Here is a 17691-nt window from a genome sequence, read left to right as displayed (position 1 = left end):
CCTAATGGCTATGCTGGCAGAGCGACACGTTGCAAATAGCGCCCGCGATAGAGTAAACGGCACAGTTGCGGCTCCGTGCTATCTATGAATGCACTACGGTTATGTAACACATTATTACAAATCAATCCCTCTCCTGCTTGTAGTGTATAGCGCATCATGTAAGGTGAACTATCATCAGCCCATAAGTGTGCTAAGTAGGCGACCGCCTCCTGAGTAATAGCATCTTTGCGCCATTGAATATGACGCTGCCGTGCCGAATAGCGCATATGCAGTTGTCCACTATATAAGCGAAATACCGCTCCACTACTTGCTGGGCGAATCGTGACTCCATTTAAGATATTAGCGGGAATGGTCAAGGCCTTTGGGTGCATCAGCGCTTTAATATAAGCCGGATTCGCCTCACGTAATAAAATATAAGCGATTTCATGATCCAGCCAGCGATTTTCCCCGCCTTGTACCGCAGGCTGCATACAGTGCAGTAGCATTCCATGAATGGTTTGTTCGCTGGAGTGATAATAGCCATCGGTATGCCAGCTTAGTGCCTTATTGGTATAGGGAATGTAATCGTGTTGCCCTAGGTGCTGAGTCTGTGTGATCGCGGATAAACTATCCTCCTCAGCACAAAGATTGGCGTGTAGATGCGTTAAGCCGAGCTGTTGAGCGAGGTTATGTAAGTGTTGTTTGGTAATGGTTTGGGGGGTATGAAAGCGATATAGGGCAAAATTATAGTACTGACAATGCTGCTTTAAGGTCTGGAGTTGCACAGAATAATCCGTGGTATGCGGTGTTAGTGTCACCATGAGGCTAGTTAAATCGAGCGGGTAGCAGGCTAGCTTTTGTTCACGCCACTGCTGATAGCTCGATTGATCCTCTAGAGAAAAATGCTGTTCTAACATGCTAATGACCTCACCCACCTAATAGCTTATACCGCCCACTAAAATGTCACCCTACCCATTAGGGTAGTTGTTTTATTTATTAGAATATTAAAACATAGCAATATAAAAACACACTTAAACATGTGGAGCCTATAAGGTATCTAATTCTAGGAGGTAAGTATGGCAACTAAACACTATCCCACCCCCATGCTGGATGTATTGGAGGAGGGGGAATGGCCTAGTTTTATTAGTGGCTTTAAGGCCTTACGCGATAACCATCCGAGTGAGCGTATTCGCAACACCATTAATAGCCTCTTAGGGCAATTAGAACACTCCTATGAAACCCGTATGGGATATTGGAAAGGAGGCACTATTTCCGTATTTGGCTATGGGGGCGGTATTATCCCGCGCTTTTCTGAAATCGGGCATATGTTCCCCGACTCCAAAGAATTCCATACCTTACGAGTGCAACCACCCGCAGGTAATTACTACACCACGGATATGCTCCGCCAGCTCGCCGATAGCTGGGAAAAATGGGGATCTGGCTTGCAGACCTTCCACGGGCAAACCGGCAATATTATGTTCATTGGCGCAGATAGCAAAAACTATCAGCCTTTCTTTGATGAAATTAATGAATATGGTTGGGATTTAGGGGGTGCTGGGCCTTGTGTGCGTACCGGCATGTCCTGTGTGGGATCGGCTCGTTGTGAGATGTCTAATTGTAATGAGCAAGCTATTCACCGCCACTTATTAAATACCTTTACCGATGATGTACATCGTCCGGCCTTGCCTTATAAGTTTAAGTTTAAAGTGTCGGGTTGCCCCAATGATTGCCAAAACTCTATTGAGCGTTCTGACTTTGCCGTCATTGGTACGTGGCGTGATGACATAAAAATCGATCAAGCCGAAGTTAAAAACGCCATTATGAAAAAAGCGGCAGAAATTGGTAAAGAAGGGGATCGCTCGGCAGGTCGCCACTATATGTTTGATAATGTGATTAGCCGTTGCCCAACGGGGGCTATGAAGCTGAATGAGGATGACACATTAGTCATTGATAATAGTAATTGTGTGCGTTGTATGCATTGCCTAAATGTAATGCCTAAAGCGCTGCATGTTGGAGATGATAAAGGCGTTACGATTCTCATGGGGGGCAAACGTACACTCAAAATTGGTGATTTAATGGGTACAGTCGTAGTGCCATTCATGAAATTAGAGACGGCAGACGATTATGAGCGTCTAGTAGAAATGGCACAAAACGTAATTGATTTCTGGGCGGAAAATGGCCTAGAGCATGAGCGCTGCGGTGAGATGATTGAGCGTATTGGCCTAGTCAATTTCTTGGAAGGGGTGGGGATTGATCCTGACCCGAATATGATTAAACAACCGCGTAATATTTCCTATGTACGGATGGATGGTTGGGATGAGGCTGCACAAGCGTGGTTTAACCGTAAGCGTGCCGAGAAATCTGCCGCTTAGTAGGTGAGTGTAAACCCCAATAATGTGCTTAAAAAACGTTTAAGAACTTAGGTATAAGGAGAGATGACGAATGGCAGCCCCCAAAATGCGCGAACCTATCGAGTCAGGTTGCCCTGATGGTTTCCAATACATGCACCCCGTCATGCGCCGTAACTATGGGCAATGGTTATATCACGAAGACCCACGTCCCGGTGTCCTACTGCATGTGGCACGTAGTGGTGAGAAAATCTGGACGGTGCGAGCCGGCACACAGCGGATTTTAGATGTATTTACCTTGCGTAAGCTTATGGATATCGGTGATCAATTTGCCGAGGGTTATGTGCGCTTTACTATTCGCTCGAATATTGAATTCATGGTCGCAGATGGTGCTAAGGTAGAGCCTTTAGTCAAAGCATTGGAAGATGCGGGTTTTCCGGTGGGGGGAACCCGTAACTCCGTGACGAGCATGGCGCATACCCAAGGCTGGTTACATTGCGATATTCCGGGCACGGATGCCTCTGGTGTGGTAAAAGCCATGATGGATGAGCTGATTGGCGAGTTTAAATCGTGGAATATGCCGAATCGGGTGCATATGACGACCTCCTGTTGCCAAATCAACTGTGGTGGACAGGGTGATATTGCGATTAATATCCAGCACGTTAAGCCCCCGAAAATTAATCATGCACTGGTGGGTAATATCTGTGAACGCCCGTCGGTGGTGGCACGCTGTCCGGTGGCAGCGATTCGTCCTGCGATGGTGGATGGTAAACCTTCGCTTGAGGTGGATGAGAAAAAATGTATTTGTTGTGGGGCGTGTTATCCTCCTTGCCCACCCATGCAAATCAATGACCATCAATATACCCAGCTTGCTATTTGGATTGGTGGCAATCATTCCAATGCGCGAGGTAAACCAACGTTCCAACGCTTAGTCGCAGCCGGTATTCCGAATAATCCCCCACGTTGGCCTGAAGCAACCGCTATCGTGAAAAAGATTTTACAGTGCTACAAAGAGGGGGCGCGAGATTGGGAGCGCATGAATGAATGGGTGGAGCGGATTGGTTGGCCTCGTTTCTTTGAAGTCACCGGCTTGCCCTTTACTAAGTATCACATTGATAACTGGCGCGGGGCGCGTAATAACTTAAACTCTTCCACTCATATTCGTTTCTAGTGGTGCTACATGAAATATACGCTGATGGTGAATGAAGGCCCCTATCAACATCAATCATCTGATACAGCCTATCACTTTGCTAAGGCTGCTTTAGCTAAAGGACATGAAATTTTTCGCGTCTTTTTCTATCACGATGGAGTTAATAATGGCTCACGCTTGAGTGTGCCGCCCAAAGATGATCGTTTAGTACAAAAGCAATGGTCTGATTTAGCGCAGCAACACGGTATTGATATGGTGATTTGTATTGCCGCTGCTCAACGTCGGGGCTTGATGGATACCGCTGAAGCTAAGCGCCAAGGTTTAGATGCTCATAATATTGCACCAGGGTTTCGTATTTCCGGCTTGGGGCAATTGATTGAGGGTAGTATTGAGTCAGATCGTACCATTGTGTTTGGGGATTAAGGAGTATTTGCATGGCAGTAAAAAAGTTTATGTATGTGAATCGTAAAGCTCCTTATGGCACGGTATACGCGCTGGAATCGCTTGAGGTGGTATTGATAGCGGCGGCCTTTGAGCAAGAGGTGACACTCGCATTTTTGGATGATGGTGTTTATCAGATTGTTAGAAATCAAAACCCTAAGCTGCTCGGAATGAAAAACTTTTCTTCTACCTATAAGGCTCTAGGGGATTATGACATTAAGCAGCTTTATGTCGAGCGGGAGTCTTTAATAGAGCGAGGTTTGACAGAGGATGATTTAATGGACATTACCTATGAGGATGAAGGCGATGATTGGGCAGAAAAATCATCCCTTACCATAGTGAGTCGTGCTGAAATGGCAGCGCTTATGGCAGCTCAAGATGTAATGTTTAGCTTCTAAGGAGTCTGTTAGATGTCGATGTTGCATATTGTGAATAAATCGCCCTTTGAGCGTAATGCCTTAGCTAGTTGTTTAAGCCATGCCTCAAAGGGAGATGCGGTATTATTGATAGAGGATGCGGTGCTAGGGGCGGTCGCTGGCTCACAAGTCGCACATTTGCTCCTATCTGCTTTAGCGACTCAGGCTATTTATGTACTGAGTGAGGATCTCGCTGCTCGTGGTATGGAGCCAAATCGTTTAGTTAAAGGGTTGCAGGTAGTTGATTATAGTGGGTTTGTAGATTTAACCGTTCAGCATGATAAGAATCAAAGCTGGCTATAGTTTTAGAAGATATTAATTAGGTATTTAAGTAGGAGATGCTGTATGGCACTAGAGATTGGCGGTAAAAACATTGCAACCGATGAGGAAGGTTATTTAGAGAATCTCACGGATTGGACGCCTGAAATTGCAAGCGCAATGGCATTAGCAGAAGAGCAGCCGGTTACCTTAACCGATGAGCACTGGGAAATTATTAATTTCTTACGCGAGTATTATGAGGAGTATCAAATTGCTCCTGCAGTACGTGTTTTGACCAAGGCGGTAGGTAAACGTTTAGGCGCAGATAAGGGTACTTCTAAATATTTATACAGCCTATTCCCTTATGGTCCGGGTAAACAAGCGTGTAAATATGCAGGGCTTCCTAAGCCGACTGGCTGTGTCTAATACATCCGGCACAAAGGGATATATTCCTTTGTGCCGCCCAAGCTGCCCAAAAACACTCACTGATTTTTAGGTAGGTACAGAGTGTTTTACTAGCGGCTCTTAGCAGGAGTTGATTGTGACTTTCGTAAGTGTGTTTTACGGATGGTTATTTTATTTTGCCACATTTATCTTAATCGGTGGGGTGGCACGTAAAGTCTATCAATACTGGAAAATTCCTGCGCCGTTAAAAATCCCTACTACTCCCGCCCCACTCACAAAACGTGGAGTTGTGGGACGTCTATTGCGGGAGGTATTGTTATTTGAAAGCCTATTTCGTGCCAACAAAACCATTTGGCTATTTGCTTTTCTCTTTCATATGGCCTTGTGGTTAGTGTTGCTACGACATAGTCGTTATGTTGTAGAAACGGGTATATTCCTGAATTTTATTCAACCTTTTGGTAAGTACGCCAGCTTTGTGATGGTGTTTGGTTTAGCGGGGCTTTGGGTGCGTCGTATAGTCGTGGATCGAGTACGTTATATTTCCTCACCTTCGGATCATTTAATGTTGGCACTGCTGCTAGGGATTGCTTTGAGTGGCATGCTGATGACCTTTGTAGTGCCTACCGATATTGTACAGGTCAAAGCATTTTTTAGAGGCTTACTATTTTTTAATTGGCATAATCTACCCGCCGCACCAATTTTATTAGTACATCTATTCTTAGTAGCGATTTTAATGCTGGTATTTCCTGTCAGTAAATTGCTACATGCGCCGGGTATTTTCTTTAGCCCCACTCGTAATCAAGTCGATAATCCGCGTGAGAAGCGTCATATTGCTCCTTGGGCACTGGAGCTAGAAAAACAAAATAAGCTTTATTTAGACGAGGTGCGGCGTGGCTGATTATGAGATTCCAAAATTAACCGGCCTCGGCTATGTCGAAGTACCTGCGCTTGAGCCAGATAGTATGGCAGGCAAAGGCCCTTATGTGGCTAAGCCAGAATTCCAAAAGGCACTGCATTTTCCGGCTGATTTCGACAAAGGTGTGAGTGAAGGTTATGAATTAGTACCCGACTGGAAAAATCGCGCACTCGAAAAACTAGATGATTTACGCCACCGCTATCGTTCGCTGCAATTATATCTAGACATTTGTGTGAAATGCGGGGCTTGCACCGATAAGTGCCATTACTTCCTCGGCACTAAAGATCCTAAAAATATGCCAGTCGCACGGCAAGATTTATTGCGTAAGGTGTATCGGCGCTATTTCACCTTTGCGGGTAAATATTTCCCCAAATTAGTAGGCGCTGTCGATCTGACCGAAGCAGTGGTTGAGGAGTGGTATAACTATTATCACCAATGCTCACAGTGTCGGCGCTGCTCGGTATTTTGTCCTTATGGTATTGATACGGCTGAAGTATCGATGGCGGGACGGGAGATTCTAGATCACATTGGGCGTGGCTCTAAATATAATAATGAAATCATTAGTAAAGTCTTCAAAATCGGTAATAACCTAGGTCTACCTGGCTTAGCATTAGCCGATACCTTAGAGGGGCTGGAAGAGGATATTGAGGAGGATACTGGGATAAAAGTACGCCTGCCACTGGATGAGGTGGGGGCTGAAGTCTTACTGGTGACACCTTCCGCTGATTTTTTTGCCGAGCCGCATGTCGATGGTTTAATCGGTTATGCCAAAGTTTTTCATGAAGCTGGCATCTCGTGGACATTAAGCTCTTATGCCTCGGAGGGCGCTAATTTCGGATTGTTTATTGGTTCTTACGAAAATATGCGTCGGATTGCGCTGCGGATTCGAGAGGCGGCTATTCAATTAAAAGTCAAACGCATTGTCTTTGGTGAGTGTGGTCACGCTTGGCGGGTAGCCTATAGTTTTCTAAATACCCTTGCTGGTCCCTTTGATTTTCTTGATCCAAAATATCCCGTACCGCAACACATACTAGAAGTCACTTGGGGGTTAATCCAAGATGGTAAGCTCGTGCTCGATAAAACCGCGAATGACGATAAGGTATTGACCTTTCATGATTCGTGTAATGTGGCACGTGGTTCCCGCATGGGGGATAAGCCCGGCGGGCAATTTGAGTACCCGCGTAATGTCATTAAAGCCGTTTGTAATCATTTTGTGGATATGCCTGCCGATACGATTCATGACGCAACCTTTTGTTGTGGTGGTGGAGGCGGGTTATTAACGGATGATCTCATGGAGTTACGGATTAAGGGTGCCCAGCCGCGTATGGAGGCCTTGAAGTATGTCACCGATACGCAGGGTGTCACCCACATGGCGGCTATTTGTGCCATCTGTAAGTCTCAGTTTACTAAGGTGATTCCGTATTATGGTTTTAAGATGGATCAGATTGTCAGTGTCCATCAACTAGTCAGTAATGCACTTGTCCTACAGCGACAAGTGTCGGTTCAGGCACGTCCTGAAGATGAAAACGAGGACAGATGAGAGGAGATAAGCATGGCAACCGCATCTAATGATAGCCGTTTACAAGGGCATACTTTCCGCCGCTTTGAAGATGGCGACCATACTTGGGACAGTATGCAGGAGAAAATCTTCGTCGCTGATACCTCTCATAAATGTCCCACCTATGTACATAAAACGCCGCCCTGCCAAGGTAGTTGTCCCTCCGGTGAAGATATTCGCGGTTGGTTGCAGATTGTGCGGGGTATTGAGAAGCCTCCCGCTGGTATGAGCATGCATGAATATGCCTTTCGCCGTGTCACTGATGCCAATCCTTTTCCAGCGATGATGGGCAGAGTGTGTCCCGCACCGTGTGAAACGGGTTGTAATCGTAATGCGGTGGATGATTTTGTTGGGATTAATGCGGTGGAGCAATTCATTGGTGATACCGCGATTGCACAAGGTTTTAAATTTGCTACTCCACCTGCTTTATCCGGTAAGCGGGTGGCAATTATTGGTGGGGGGCCGGCGGGTTTATCAGCCGCTTATCAATTACGCCGTTTAGGACATGCAGTTACTATCTTTGAACAGCATCCCGAATTAGGGGGCATGATGCGTTATGGTATTCCGGGTTATCGGGTGCCGCGCGATAAATTAGGTACTGAAATCCAACGTATTCTCGACCTTGGCGATATAACAGTGCGCTGCAATACGAAAGTAGGTCAGGACATTAGTATTGAGCAATTAGAGCAGGACTATGATGCTATTTTATGGGCATTAGGTTGTTGGAAGGGGCGCGATCTCTTTGTGGAGAAATTTGCTGAAACACCAAATTGTATTGCCGCCGTCGATTTCTTAGAAGCCTTTAATAAGGGAACTATGAATTACACGGCTCCGCGCATTGTATGTGTAGGGGGTGGGGATACTTCAATTGATGTGGTATCAGTATCACGGCGTATTGGGACTATTGCAGATTACTCAGAACAGCCAGAGGAGGCTGCAACCGGCAAAATAATTCACTCAGCACCTACTACTAAACTACCTACCCAAGTCACTTTGACTACCCTATTTAAATTAAATGAAATGACTGCCGCTAAGCATGAGGTAGAGGACGCGCTCAAAGAGGGTGTGACCATCCTGACTCAAGTGATGCCAAAAGAAATTATATTAGATGAGAAGGGGCGAGCCATTGGCTTAAAAGTTGTGGAGTGTGTGGTCAAAAACAATATACCCACCGCCGTGGAGGGGGGCAAAGAAACACTCATTGAGGCCGACTTAATTATTGCGGCAATTGGTCAGTTCGGGCGTTTAGAGGGAGCAGATCTGGAGAGTTTAGATAATGGGCGTCATTTCATTCAAGCCGATTCGACCTATCAGCTTCCTAATAAACCTAAACACTTTGCCGCTGGGGATATTGTTCGCCCCCACCTATTAACCACCGCGATTGGACAAGGCTCAATTGTGGCGGAAGCTATCCATCAATTTCTAAACGCTCAAAATATTGTTAAGCGCCCTAAAGTGGATAAGCATCACTTTGATCTCATGCACAAACTGCAAGAGGCTGGTCTTCAGCCCGCTGCTTATGATGCCGCTAAAGCACCTGATCTGCGGGGTACTTCGAGCATGGATTATGCGATTCATAACTATGAAGACCGGACTAAGAGTGTTGTGGTATTAGCTAAGGATTTATTCCTAGGCCACTTTAAAACCGAGGCGCGTCAGCTTCGCACAGAAGATGTACCGACGGCTGAGCAAGTATTAAATCATTTTGCTGAGCGTATTAATCCTTTAACCCAAGAAGCAGCTATTGCCGAGGCTAAGCGTTGTATGAGCTGTGGGATGTGTTTTGAGTGTGATAATTGTGTGATTTATTGCCCTCAAGATGCGGTGTATCGCGTACCTAAAAAGCAATCGACTACCGGACGTTATGTGGCAACGGATTATAATCGGTGCATTGGTTGCCATATTTGTGCTGATGTATGTCCGACTGGCTATATTGAAATGGGCATGGGTGAATAACTCAGGATGAGCGCAATATTCAAGACCTTAAAGCCCCTTTTAGTACTGCTAGCGGGTGTGTGGATTTTAGTGGGCTGTGAGGCAGGGCCTCCCCCAACTAATCTAGCACCTGCTAAAGCCAAAGCGGCTCAGTGCGTAGAGCCTACTGCGGATATACGTAAAAATCATATGGCGTATTTAATGCAGCACCGTGATGCCACTGTATTAGCGGGCATTCGCAGCAAACAATATAGTTTAGTGGAATGTATTAATTGCCATGTAGATCCTAAGCGTGCGGATGGCTCTGCGGTACATTATGAGGATAGAGATCATTTTTGTGCTAGTTGCCATACTTATGTCGGGGTGAAAATCGATTGCTTTCAATGCCATGCAGATCGCCCTGAGTTGGCTAATCAGACAAATTACCAGCATAAATTAGGCTCGGCTGAGAGTTATCACTTTAGTCATCAATTAGGAACGCCTGCTGTGCTATCTCTACAAGATCTACAAACTATAACGAGTGGAGGTGTGCAATGACTAAGAATCTAGTCAATGAATACCGCCGCCGTTTTCTGGCAGGTTTAGGGCTTATGGTGGGGGCGACTTTACTACCTGAGTTATCTAATACCCAAGCGGCGGATGTTACAGCCCGCCCTGAGAATGAGCCTGCTAGTAGTCACAAACGCTGGGGAATGTTAATTGATGTGAAGCGCTTGACTGATGGCGGGGCTGCCATGGTAGCAGCCTGTCAGCACGAGCATGGTTGGGGGCATGATCCACAAGCGAGTGCCGAGCAACAAGCACAATGGATGCGCGTGGTGAAAGTCACCGATAAGCAAACCCTGCATTCTTTCTCGCTACCTGTGATGTGCCAACACTGTGAAAAACCGCCTTGTGTGGATGTATGCCCGACCGGGGCTTCCATGAAACGTGCGGATGGGATTGTGTATGTGAATAAGCATACCTGTATTGGTTGTCGCTATTGCATGATGGCTTGCCCGTATAAGGCGCGTAGTTTTGTACATGAACCCCTAAAAGATCAAAAGCCGCACTCACCGCGTGGTATTGGTACGGTAGAGTCGTGCAATCTGTGTGTGCATCGTATTGATAAGGGTCAGCTTCCGGCTTGTGTAGAAGCCGCCCCGCACGCTGTGATATTTGGCGATTTGCAGGATCCTGACAGTCGAATTAGCCAAGCCTTAAAAGCTTCAGGAGGTACACAAATTCGTGCTGATTTGGGTTTAAATCCACAGGTGTACTATTTGAATATCTAGAGGAAGCGCTATGAGTAATAAAGCAATAGTATATAGCGAAGTGCAGCAATCCGGTTGGGGATACTATGGAGTGCTGATGGCGGGTATGGCTTTAGTGGGCTTAGGTCTCATTGCCTTTTTCTATCTAGAGCATACGGGGCATTATGTTACGGGTATGAATAATCAAATCGTGTGGGGCTTACCACATGTATTTGCTATTTTTCTAATAGTAGCAGCATCAGGTATATTAAATATCGGTTCTATCGGTACAGTATTTAATAATAAAGCCTATCAACCATTAGGGCGCTTATCGGGTTTATTAGCCATTTCCTGTTTAATAGGTGGCTTAATGGTACTGGTATTAGATTTAGGGCGGCCTGATCGGCTAATTATTGCCATGACCCATTACAATTTTAAGTCCATTTTTGCGTGGAATATTATTTTATATAACGGTTTTCTTGCCCTAGTTGGATTATATGTGTGGGCAATGATGGATCATAAAATCCAGTATCTTTATAAGCCGGTTGGCTTTGCAGCCTTCTTTTGGCGCTTGGTATTGACGGCGGGGACGGGTTCGATTTTTGGATTTTTGGTAGCACGCGAGGCTTATGATTCAGCGATTTTTGCCCCCTTATTTATTCTAATTTCCTTTGCTTTAGGTTTAGCCTTATTTATTTTGATTAGCTATGTCCTATTTACTGGAGCGCAACGTGTTTTAAGTAAGGATTTACTGAAGCGTAAACGTTATTTGCTAGCTCTCTTTATGGGTGCAGTATTATTCTTTGAGGCGATTTTTCATATTACAGCTTTATATGCAGCCGAACACTCACACTTTGAACAATTTATCTTGTCTGGTGCTTCAGGCTATTCGCTATGGTTTTGGTTAGGGCATATCGTGCTGGGGAGTATTGTACCCTTATGCTTATTATTATTGCCTTGGTGGCGTGAACAAGTAAGTTCTTTATTGGGAGCCGCTGCACTGGTGGTGATGGGGTCTTTCATTCAGCTTTATGTGATTATTATTGGTGGACAAGCCTATCCTTTGACCTTATTTCCCAATGCTACGGTAGAAAGCTCATTTTTTGATGGCGTTATTCATACCTATACCCCTACGGTATGGGAGCTAATGCTCGGTGTAGGTGGGGTGGGTGTCACCTTGGTGATGATTATGATAGGTGTCAAAGTGTTGCGTTTTTTGCCGGTTTCATTAGCAACTGCTGCTAGTGGGGATATTGAATAAGCTACGTGCTGAGTCAGATGGGACGATTAGTCTAAGCCGCAGTATTGCGGCTTTTTTTATGGCGAAATATGACCGGATGATAGAGGTTATTTCTCAAAACTGACTAAGGAAGTATATTATCTTGCTTATATAAGAAAATAGTGATTTACTAATATATAAGAAAGGAGTTGCTAATGTTTAATCCTATTGAAATCCCGTTTGGCTGTGTGATGTTGTTCAATGTGGTCGACCTTAAGCCTGGTGTAGCAGTCGAGGATGTCGAGCTAGTCTTAGGTGAGATGTGTAATGTAGTGAAAAATAACTATGGCGATGATCTAGGTGGGTTTATTGGTGGTCAGGTCTATCGCAATGCTGGATTTGTTTCTGATGAGGGTAGTGTAGGAGGTAATACTTCTAAACCCCCACGGGTGAAGCAAAATATGGGAGATGTAGTGATTGTGACCTATTGGAAATCCTTTGAGCAACACGAAAAATCCCATGCCGATAAGCTCTTTAAGGAGAAATTCCAAGCATTAGCAGCGTTCTGTGATAATACCTTTGAGGTGGGCTATGAAATGTTATGGCAAGGCACACCCGAAGATCATTAATAGCTTGATTCCCCATAGCTTACTCTCACAAGGGGTAGGCTAATGGCAAGATTATTTATTTCAGCCGCGCATAAGTCCTCTGGCAAAACCACCCTATCCATTGGTTTATGTGCTGCATTGAGGGCTAGAGGCTTAGATGTACAGCCCTTTAAAAAGGGTCCCGACTATATCGATCCCATGTGGCTAGGGCAGGCCAGCGGTAATCCTTGTTATAATCTTGATTTTAATACCATGTCAGCCGCTGAAGTATTATGCAAGATACGCCAACAAGCACACCTTGCTGATGTGACGCTCATTGAAGCCAATAAGGGTTTATACGATGGTATGGCTCTGGATGGTTCCGATAGCAATGCAGCCTTAGCACGATTGACCCAATCTCCCGTGATCCTAGTCATCGATACTCGTGGTATGTCACGTGGAATTGCCCCCTTATTATTAGGCTATCAATATTTTGATCCCTCGCTCTCCATCGCGGGTGTTATTTTAAATCGAGTGGGAGGGGCTAGGCATGCAGCTAAGCTGCGTGAAGCAGTGGAGCATTATACTGATCTTAATGTGCTAGGTTGTGTACAAGAATCCCCAGAACTCACGATTGAAGAGCGCCATTTAGGTCTAATGCCCAGTAATGAGCAGGGGAATGCTGCCGCGCATATAGCCCTACTCGGTAAGATAGTGAGCGAGCAAGTCAATCTTGATCAAGTCCTCCATATTGCAACACAAGCTCGTCCCCTAACAGCGTTGAATTTATCCATTTGCCAGCCGATTTGCCGCCATACCCTGCCACAGACACGCGTGAAATTAGGCATTTGCCAAGATGCTGCTTTTGGCTTTTATTATCCCGATGATTTAGAAGCACTAGAGGCTGCCGGAGCCGAACTTGTACCGATTAATACTCTAACCGACTCCACACTACCACGACTTGATGGTTTATTTATTGGGGGTGGTTTTCCAGAAACTCATTTAGCGTCTTTAAGTGCTAATCAACCTCTACAGCAGCAAATTAAACAGGCTATAGAAGCAGGTTTGCCTACTTATGCCGAGTGTGGGGGGCTAATGTATTTATCCCGTAGCATTATGTGGCAGGGGCAAACAGCACCTATGGTCGGAGTGATTCCGGGAGATGCGACCCTATACCCTAAACCACAAGGGCGCGGCATTGTTCGTTTCACTGAAACAGAGCATATGCCTTGGCCTCATTTAGCCGCCCCCAACCAATCTGCTCAAATGGCACATGAGTTTCACTATTCTCGTTTGGATAATTTAGCCGCACAGGGACGTTTTGCCTATCGGATATTAAGAGGGGCTGGCATTACTGGGGAATATGACGGTTGGGTTTATCGCAACCTCTTAGCTTCTTATTTACACCGCCGCGATACCGCCCAATATCGTTGGGTGCAGCGTTTTGTCGATTTTATGCGCCAACAGCGCCAAGGATTATGGGTATGATCACTATCACCCCACCTGCAGCCCAACAAATCAAAGCCGCCGCGCTTGCCAGTAATGCCCAAGACTTAGCCCTACGGATTGAGGTGCAGCCGAAAGCAGATGGTAGTTTTAATTATCTGATGGGTTTTGATGACCAAAGTCTGTCAGGTGATATTGGATTAGAGCAACAGGGCGTGTCGCTGGTGATTAGTAGTAACTCCCAGCCTTTAGTGCAGGGGATGACGCTAGATTTTGTCGAATTAGACGGGCAAATGGAGTTTATTTTCTTAAACCCTAATGATCCCTATTATCAGCCCCCACAGGATGCTAATGATGGCTGAGCAAGTGGTGAGGATTCCTATTAATCAAATTCAGTCTCCTCAAAAATCAGAGCCTGTTACCGCCACCACTGAAAGTGCCAATACTTCACCCCGTCGTAAACGAGATGAGTTATTCATTGCCCAAACCGTAGTCGCCTTACCATGGCAAGGATGGTTAGTCCTAGGGATATTATTTGTTATTTTTGTTGCCATTGGGGCAAGTTATCTGTGGGTTGTAGCGGGGCTAGATCCTGATCATAGTTTACGTACTGTATTGGCGGTGTTGTGGCTGATTGCAGGAGGGGGAGTGGTGACGCTGTTTTACTGGATTTGGCGTGAATTCGCCAGCTTTGGTAAGGAACTATCCCTCTGGGCGCAACGTTTGCGGCGTAATGATTTAAGTGCGCGTATGCCCATTGTGCGCCGTGCTTGTCCCTCTAAAGTCATTCGTGAACAAATTAATGCCATTACAGCAGATTATCAGGCAGTAGCCCGTGCTCAATTGCAGCGTTTAGAGCGTCAAGATCGCTATATTGCCCGTAAAAATCATCATCTCAATGTTCTCTACGATGTCGCAACCGCGATTAATCGGGCAGATAATTTAGAGCATTTACTAGAGCGCTTTTTAGTAACCTTAAAAAGTGTTGTACAGGCTGAGGCAGTCGCGATTCGTTTATTAGATAAAGATAATGTATTACGTCTAGTAGCGAGTTTAGGTTTTGATAATGAGGTGATGCAGCGTGAAACGGCGATTTTGGCGACGCAATGTACCTGTGGCAAATCCTTTGAAGATAAGGAAATTCGCATTCGCACGGATATTAATAAATGCGAGCATTTAATCGGACGTGTCCTATTTGAGCGCCGTGATCATATGGAAATGCTCGCAGTGCCTTTACTGTATCGAGATAAAACCCTAGGTATTTATAATATTTTTGTCTCACGGGAGCGGCATGCTTATTTAGAGGATGAGCATGAGTTACTCATGAGTATTGGGCGGCATTTGGGGATGGCACTGGAAAAGGCGAGTGTCGAGGAAGAGGCGCACACGCTGTCTATTATCAAAGAGCGTACCCGTATGGCTCACGAGCTACATGATTCCCTTGCCCAAACCATTGCGAGCTTACGCTTTAAGGTGCGTATTTTTGATGATTCTTTACGTAATAGTGCCGAAAGTAATCCTCATTTATGGGGAGAGCTGGAAAATCTAGAACACACCATTGATGAAGCCTATGCTGAGATTCGCAGTTTAATTACCCACTTTAGAGCACCTTTAGATGGCAAGGGCATTGTGCGGGCGGTGGAGTCATTAGTGGAGCGCTTTCGTAAAGAAACGCAATTAGAGGTATTTTTCTATCACACCTGGGCGCTGCAAAGTTTAGCGCGTGAGGTGGAGATAGAGGTGATTCGTATTGTACAAGAAGCCTTAAATAATATTCGTAAACATAGTCAAGCCACCACGGTGCGTATTTTGATGCAAAGTAATGAGGCGGGACGTTGTTCGGTATTAATCGAGGACAATGGGATTGGCTTGCCTGAAATGTTACCGTCAGCGGATGCTATGACAGGTGAGCATATTGGGCTTAGAGTGATGCAAGAGCGTGCTATTAATATTCAAGGTGAACTGCAGATTGAGAGTGATCCCGAAGAGGGTGGCACCTTAATACAACTCAATTTTGAAGCCCCCGAAGAGCGTAAGCTTTCCCAGATTTTAGAACGTATGACACCTAGAATACCTACCGATAAATTGGCTGATACCAAGGAGGGGCTGCTATGAATGCAAAAGTACTCTTAATTGATGATCACACCTTATTTCGAGCAGGATTAAAGGATTTATTATGTAGGCGCAATATTAATGTGGTCACTGCGGTGGGGAGTGGTGAAGAGGGGATTCAATGTGCCGCCACATTACAACCGGATATTGTATTGCTGGATATGCGTATGCCCCAGATGGATGGTCTAGCAGTGTTGCGTCAGCTACATAATAGCTATCCCGATTTGCGTATTGTGATGCTCACCACTAGTACCAATGAAAGTGATTTAGTAGAGGCTTTACGTAGTGGGGCGCGGGGATATTTACTAAAAGACATTGAGCCAGATGAACTAGTGGTTGCCTTACAAGAGATTATGCAAGGCAAAACAGTGGTCGCTCCAGAGTTAGCACCCGTGCTCGCGCGGTATGTACAAGGTTCAGAGCCGCAGAGTGCCGATCAAAAGGCAGTAGATCCCTTTGCAGGACTGACCCCCCGTGAGTATGAGATTCTAACCCTACTCGCAGAGGGGCAAAGTAATAAGGTTATTGCACGTAATCTAGGTATTTCTGATGGCACCGTAAAGCTGCATGTAAAAGCTATTTTGCGCAAATTAGGCGTCAGTTCACGGATTACAGCAGCGGTCATGGCAGTAGAGCATGGGGCGCGAGTGGTCAAATAATAGAGGGGGCGTTAGTTAAAACTCCCACGCAACACCCACACGTCCTAATGTATGTTGGGAGCTGTCATAGGCAACGCCGCCAGAAATCTGAGTGCGATAGCGACTATGTAACAATTGACGATTGACTGAAACGCCCAAAGCATGTTCGCCCCGATAGGTGGCAGCTCCCATTGAAACCGCCGTTTTACCGGCTGCACTAGGGGTCGCAGGTATCAGAGCGGCTGCACTAGCAATACCCGCAAAGGCATCTTCACGCGTACCTTTAATCGTGGTTTGGAATTGAGCATAATTGACAGCATCATTATCATTGACCGCTGCTGCAACATTGGTAAGGCGGCGAGTTAAACCCGTATCCGCATTGCCAATGGAAACCGTATTGGCCTCTGTTGCTAAGCTACCATTACCTAAGGCAACAGAGTTCGTGGCGGCCTCAGTGGTTTCTGCTTGATAACCGAGTGCCATAGAATTAGCGCCTGAAGTACTGGACTCTGTGCCTAAACTAGTGCTGCGTATTGCTGTTGCTAGTGCATTCGTACCAACAGCAATACTTTGAGCCTCGCTAACAAAGCTTTGAAATCCAAAGGCTAAACTATCCTCGCCCTCAGCAGCGGCGGTACTGCCAAATGCACTACTATTGTTGCCACGAGCTTGGGCACCTTGCCCAACAGCGGAGCTGCCTAATGCAGAGGCTTCTGCATTATTGCCCAAAGCGGTAGCCCCGTCACCTGCAGCACTACTACCCATACCAAATGCGGCGGAAAACTCACCATCAGCAAAACTAAAAGCGCCTACGGATGTAGCATTTGTACCACGCGCCGCAGCCTGATCACCAATGGCAACATTATTACCACTAGCCTCCACCGCGCCATCGAGTGTCCCCGCATAGCTCGATGTAACCAACCCAATAGGGGCACAAAACAGCAATAACAGGGAGGATGTTACTATATTTGTCTTATTAATCATTTGCTTGCTCCAGTGGGGTGTTACTTAAAAAGAGGTGAGTCTTTAAGTATAGCAAAATGATAGACAG

At 45.8% G+C, this 17691-nt stretch carries 19 protein-coding genes; 17 read left to right on the top strand and 2 right to left on the bottom strand.

Features of this window, described 5'->3' with window-relative positions:
- Positions 1–8 precede the first annotated feature (8 nt).
- Entirely contained in the window at positions 9–896 is an 888-nt protein-coding gene (locus tag A3IK_RS0113125) for a TauD/TfdA family dioxygenase (protein ID WP_020560449.1), read from the bottom strand.
- A 159-nt stretch (positions 897–1055) separates the two neighbouring features.
- Between A3IK_RS0113125 and dsrA the strand changes: the two genes are divergently transcribed.
- The 17 genes from dsrA (at position 1056) to A3IK_RS0113040 (ending at position 16661) form a co-directional block, all read left to right on the top strand.
- Positions 1056–2351, top strand: coding sequence for a dissimilatory-type sulfite reductase subunit alpha (gene dsrA / locus A3IK_RS0113120; protein WP_020560448.1), 1296 nt, complete (start codon positions 1056–1058; stop codon positions 2349–2351).
- Between the two features lie 70 nt (positions 2352–2421).
- The gene (gene dsrB, locus A3IK_RS0113115) at positions 2422–3498 is read left to right on the top strand and encodes a dissimilatory-type sulfite reductase subunit beta (protein WP_020560447.1); all 1077 of its coding nucleotides are present in this window, start codon (positions 2422–2424) and stop codon (positions 3496–3498) included.
- A gap of 9 nt (positions 3499–3507) precedes the next feature.
- Positions 3508–3900, top strand: a complete 393-nt coding sequence (gene tusD, locus A3IK_RS0113110) for a sulfurtransferase complex subunit TusD (protein ID WP_020560446.1) — start codon at positions 3508–3510, stop codon at positions 3898–3900.
- A gap of 11 nt (positions 3901–3911) precedes the next feature.
- A complete protein-coding gene (tusC, locus tag A3IK_RS0113105; protein WP_020560445.1) occupies positions 3912–4316 on the top strand; it encodes a sulfurtransferase complex subunit TusC in 405 nt (134 codons plus the stop codon).
- A 12-nt stretch (positions 4317–4328) separates the two neighbouring features.
- The gene (gene tusB, locus A3IK_RS0113100; RefSeq protein WP_020560444.1) at positions 4329–4637 is read left to right on the top strand and encodes a sulfurtransferase complex subunit TusB; all 309 of its coding nucleotides are present in this window, start codon (positions 4329–4331) and stop codon (positions 4635–4637) included.
- Between the two features lie 42 nt (positions 4638–4679).
- Entirely contained in the window at positions 4680–5018 is a 339-nt protein-coding gene (locus tag A3IK_RS0113095; protein ID WP_020560443.1) for a TusE/DsrC/DsvC family sulfur relay protein, read from the top strand.
- Between the two features lie 115 nt (positions 5019–5133).
- Positions 5134–5895, top strand: a complete 762-nt coding sequence (locus A3IK_RS0113090) for a respiratory nitrate reductase subunit gamma (RefSeq protein ID WP_020560442.1) — start codon at positions 5134–5136, stop codon at positions 5893–5895.
- The gene (dsrK, locus tag A3IK_RS0113085; RefSeq protein ID WP_020560441.1) at positions 5888–7453 is read left to right on the top strand and encodes a sulfate reduction electron transfer complex DsrMKJOP subunit DsrK; all 1566 of its coding nucleotides are present in this window, start codon (positions 5888–5890) and stop codon (positions 7451–7453) included. The genes A3IK_RS0113090 and dsrK overlap by 8 nt, the downstream gene beginning before the upstream one ends.
- 12 nt (positions 7454–7465) lie before the next feature.
- Positions 7466–9427, top strand: coding sequence for an NAD(P)-binding protein (locus A3IK_RS0113080; protein WP_020560440.1), 1962 nt, complete (start codon positions 7466–7468; stop codon positions 9425–9427).
- Between the two features lie 6 nt (positions 9428–9433).
- Entirely contained in the window at positions 9434–9943 is a 510-nt protein-coding gene (locus A3IK_RS0113075; RefSeq protein WP_020560439.1) for a hypothetical protein, read from the top strand.
- On the top strand, positions 9940–10680 hold the full coding sequence (gene dsrO / locus A3IK_RS21845) for a sulfate reduction electron transfer complex DsrMKJOP subunit DsrO (RefSeq protein ID WP_020560438.1): 741 nt from the start codon (positions 9940–9942) through the stop codon (positions 10678–10680). Before A3IK_RS0113075 ends, dsrO begins: the two co-directional genes overlap by 4 nt.
- Before the next feature lie 10 nt (positions 10681–10690).
- Entirely contained in the window at positions 10691–11899 is a 1209-nt protein-coding gene (nrfD, locus tag A3IK_RS0113065) for an NrfD/PsrC family molybdoenzyme membrane anchor subunit (RefSeq protein ID WP_020560437.1), read from the top strand.
- Between the two features lie 173 nt (positions 11900–12072).
- Complete coding sequence (locus tag A3IK_RS0113060) at positions 12073–12486, top strand: hypothetical protein (protein ID WP_020560436.1); 414 nt, start codon at positions 12073–12075, stop codon at positions 12484–12486.
- Between the two features lie 42 nt (positions 12487–12528).
- Positions 12529–13932, top strand: coding sequence for a cobyrinic acid a,c-diamide synthase CobB (locus tag A3IK_RS0113055; RefSeq protein WP_020560435.1), 1404 nt, complete (start codon positions 12529–12531; stop codon positions 13930–13932).
- The gene (locus A3IK_RS0113050; RefSeq protein WP_020560434.1) at positions 13929–14252 is read left to right on the top strand and encodes a HesB/IscA family protein; all 324 of its coding nucleotides are present in this window, start codon (positions 13929–13931) and stop codon (positions 14250–14252) included. The genes A3IK_RS0113055 and A3IK_RS0113050 overlap by 4 nt, the downstream gene beginning before the upstream one ends.
- On the top strand, positions 14242–16005 hold the full coding sequence (locus tag A3IK_RS0113045) for a GAF domain-containing sensor histidine kinase (RefSeq protein WP_245539486.1): 1764 nt from the start codon (positions 14242–14244) through the stop codon (positions 16003–16005). Before A3IK_RS0113050 ends, A3IK_RS0113045 begins: the two co-directional genes overlap by 11 nt.
- Complete coding sequence (locus A3IK_RS0113040) at positions 16002–16661, top strand: response regulator (RefSeq protein WP_020560432.1); 660 nt, start codon at positions 16002–16004, stop codon at positions 16659–16661. Before A3IK_RS0113045 ends, A3IK_RS0113040 begins: the two co-directional genes overlap by 4 nt.
- Positions 16662–16676: 15 nt before the next feature.
- Here A3IK_RS0113040 and A3IK_RS0113035 read toward each other — a convergent pair whose 3' ends face one another.
- The gene (locus A3IK_RS0113035) at positions 16677–17624 is read right to left on the bottom strand and encodes a YadA-like family protein (RefSeq protein WP_020560431.1); all 948 of its coding nucleotides are present in this window, start codon (positions 17622–17624) and stop codon (positions 16677–16679) included.
- Positions 17625–17691 lie beyond the last annotated feature (67 nt).

The sequence above is a fragment of the Thiofilum flexile DSM 14609 genome (assembly GCF_000380185.1).
GTDB classification, from domain to species: domain Bacteria; phylum Pseudomonadota; class Gammaproteobacteria; order Thiotrichales; family Thiotrichaceae; genus Thiofilum; species Thiofilum flexile.
This window is presented reverse-complemented; position numbering and strand designations above follow the sequence as displayed.

What these genes read in the sequence shown, in the direction of transcription:
- A3IK_RS0113125 (WP_020560449.1), bottom strand. Translation starts at nt 896, where the DNA reads ATGTTAGAACAGCATTTTTCTCTAGAGGATCAATCGAGCTATCAGCAG.
- dsrA (WP_020560448.1), top strand. Translation starts at nt 1,056, where the DNA reads ATGGCAACTAAACACTATCCCACCCCCATGCTGGATGTATTGGAGGAG.
- dsrB (WP_020560447.1), top strand. Translation starts at nt 2,422, where the DNA reads ATGGCAGCCCCCAAAATGCGCGAACCTATCGAGTCAGGTTGCCCTGAT.
- tusD (WP_020560446.1), top strand. Translation starts at nt 3,508, where the DNA reads ATGAAATATACGCTGATGGTGAATGAAGGCCCCTATCAACATCAATCA.
- tusC (WP_020560445.1), top strand. Translation starts at nt 3,912, where the DNA reads ATGGCAGTAAAAAAGTTTATGTATGTGAATCGTAAAGCTCCTTATGGC.
- tusB (WP_020560444.1), top strand. Translation starts at nt 4,329, where the DNA reads ATGTCGATGTTGCATATTGTGAATAAATCGCCCTTTGAGCGTAATGCC.
- A3IK_RS0113095 (WP_020560443.1), top strand. Translation starts at nt 4,680, where the DNA reads ATGGCACTAGAGATTGGCGGTAAAAACATTGCAACCGATGAGGAAGGT.
- A3IK_RS0113080 (WP_020560440.1), top strand. Translation starts at nt 7,466, where the DNA reads ATGGCAACCGCATCTAATGATAGCCGTTTACAAGGGCATACTTTCCGC.
- A3IK_RS0113075 (WP_020560439.1), top strand. Translation starts at nt 9,434, where the DNA reads ATGAGCGCAATATTCAAGACCTTAAAGCCCCTTTTAGTACTGCTAGCG.
- dsrO (WP_020560438.1), top strand. Translation starts at nt 9,940, where the DNA reads ATGACTAAGAATCTAGTCAATGAATACCGCCGCCGTTTTCTGGCAGGT.
- nrfD (WP_020560437.1), top strand. Translation starts at nt 10,691, where the DNA reads ATGAGTAATAAAGCAATAGTATATAGCGAAGTGCAGCAATCCGGTTGG.
- A3IK_RS0113060 (WP_020560436.1), top strand. Translation starts at nt 12,073, where the DNA reads ATGTTTAATCCTATTGAAATCCCGTTTGGCTGTGTGATGTTGTTCAAT.
- A3IK_RS0113055 (WP_020560435.1), top strand. Translation starts at nt 12,529, where the DNA reads ATGGCAAGATTATTTATTTCAGCCGCGCATAAGTCCTCTGGCAAAACC.
- A3IK_RS0113050 (WP_020560434.1), top strand. Translation starts at nt 13,929, where the DNA reads ATGATCACTATCACCCCACCTGCAGCCCAACAAATCAAAGCCGCCGCG.
- A3IK_RS0113045 (WP_245539486.1), top strand. Translation starts at nt 14,242, where the DNA reads ATGATGGCTGAGCAAGTGGTGAGGATTCCTATTAATCAAATTCAGTCT.
- A3IK_RS0113040 (WP_020560432.1), top strand. Translation starts at nt 16,002, where the DNA reads ATGAATGCAAAAGTACTCTTAATTGATGATCACACCTTATTTCGAGCA.
- A3IK_RS0113035 (WP_020560431.1), bottom strand. Translation starts at nt 17,624, where the DNA reads ATGATTAATAAGACAAATATAGTAACATCCTCCCTGTTATTGCTGTTT.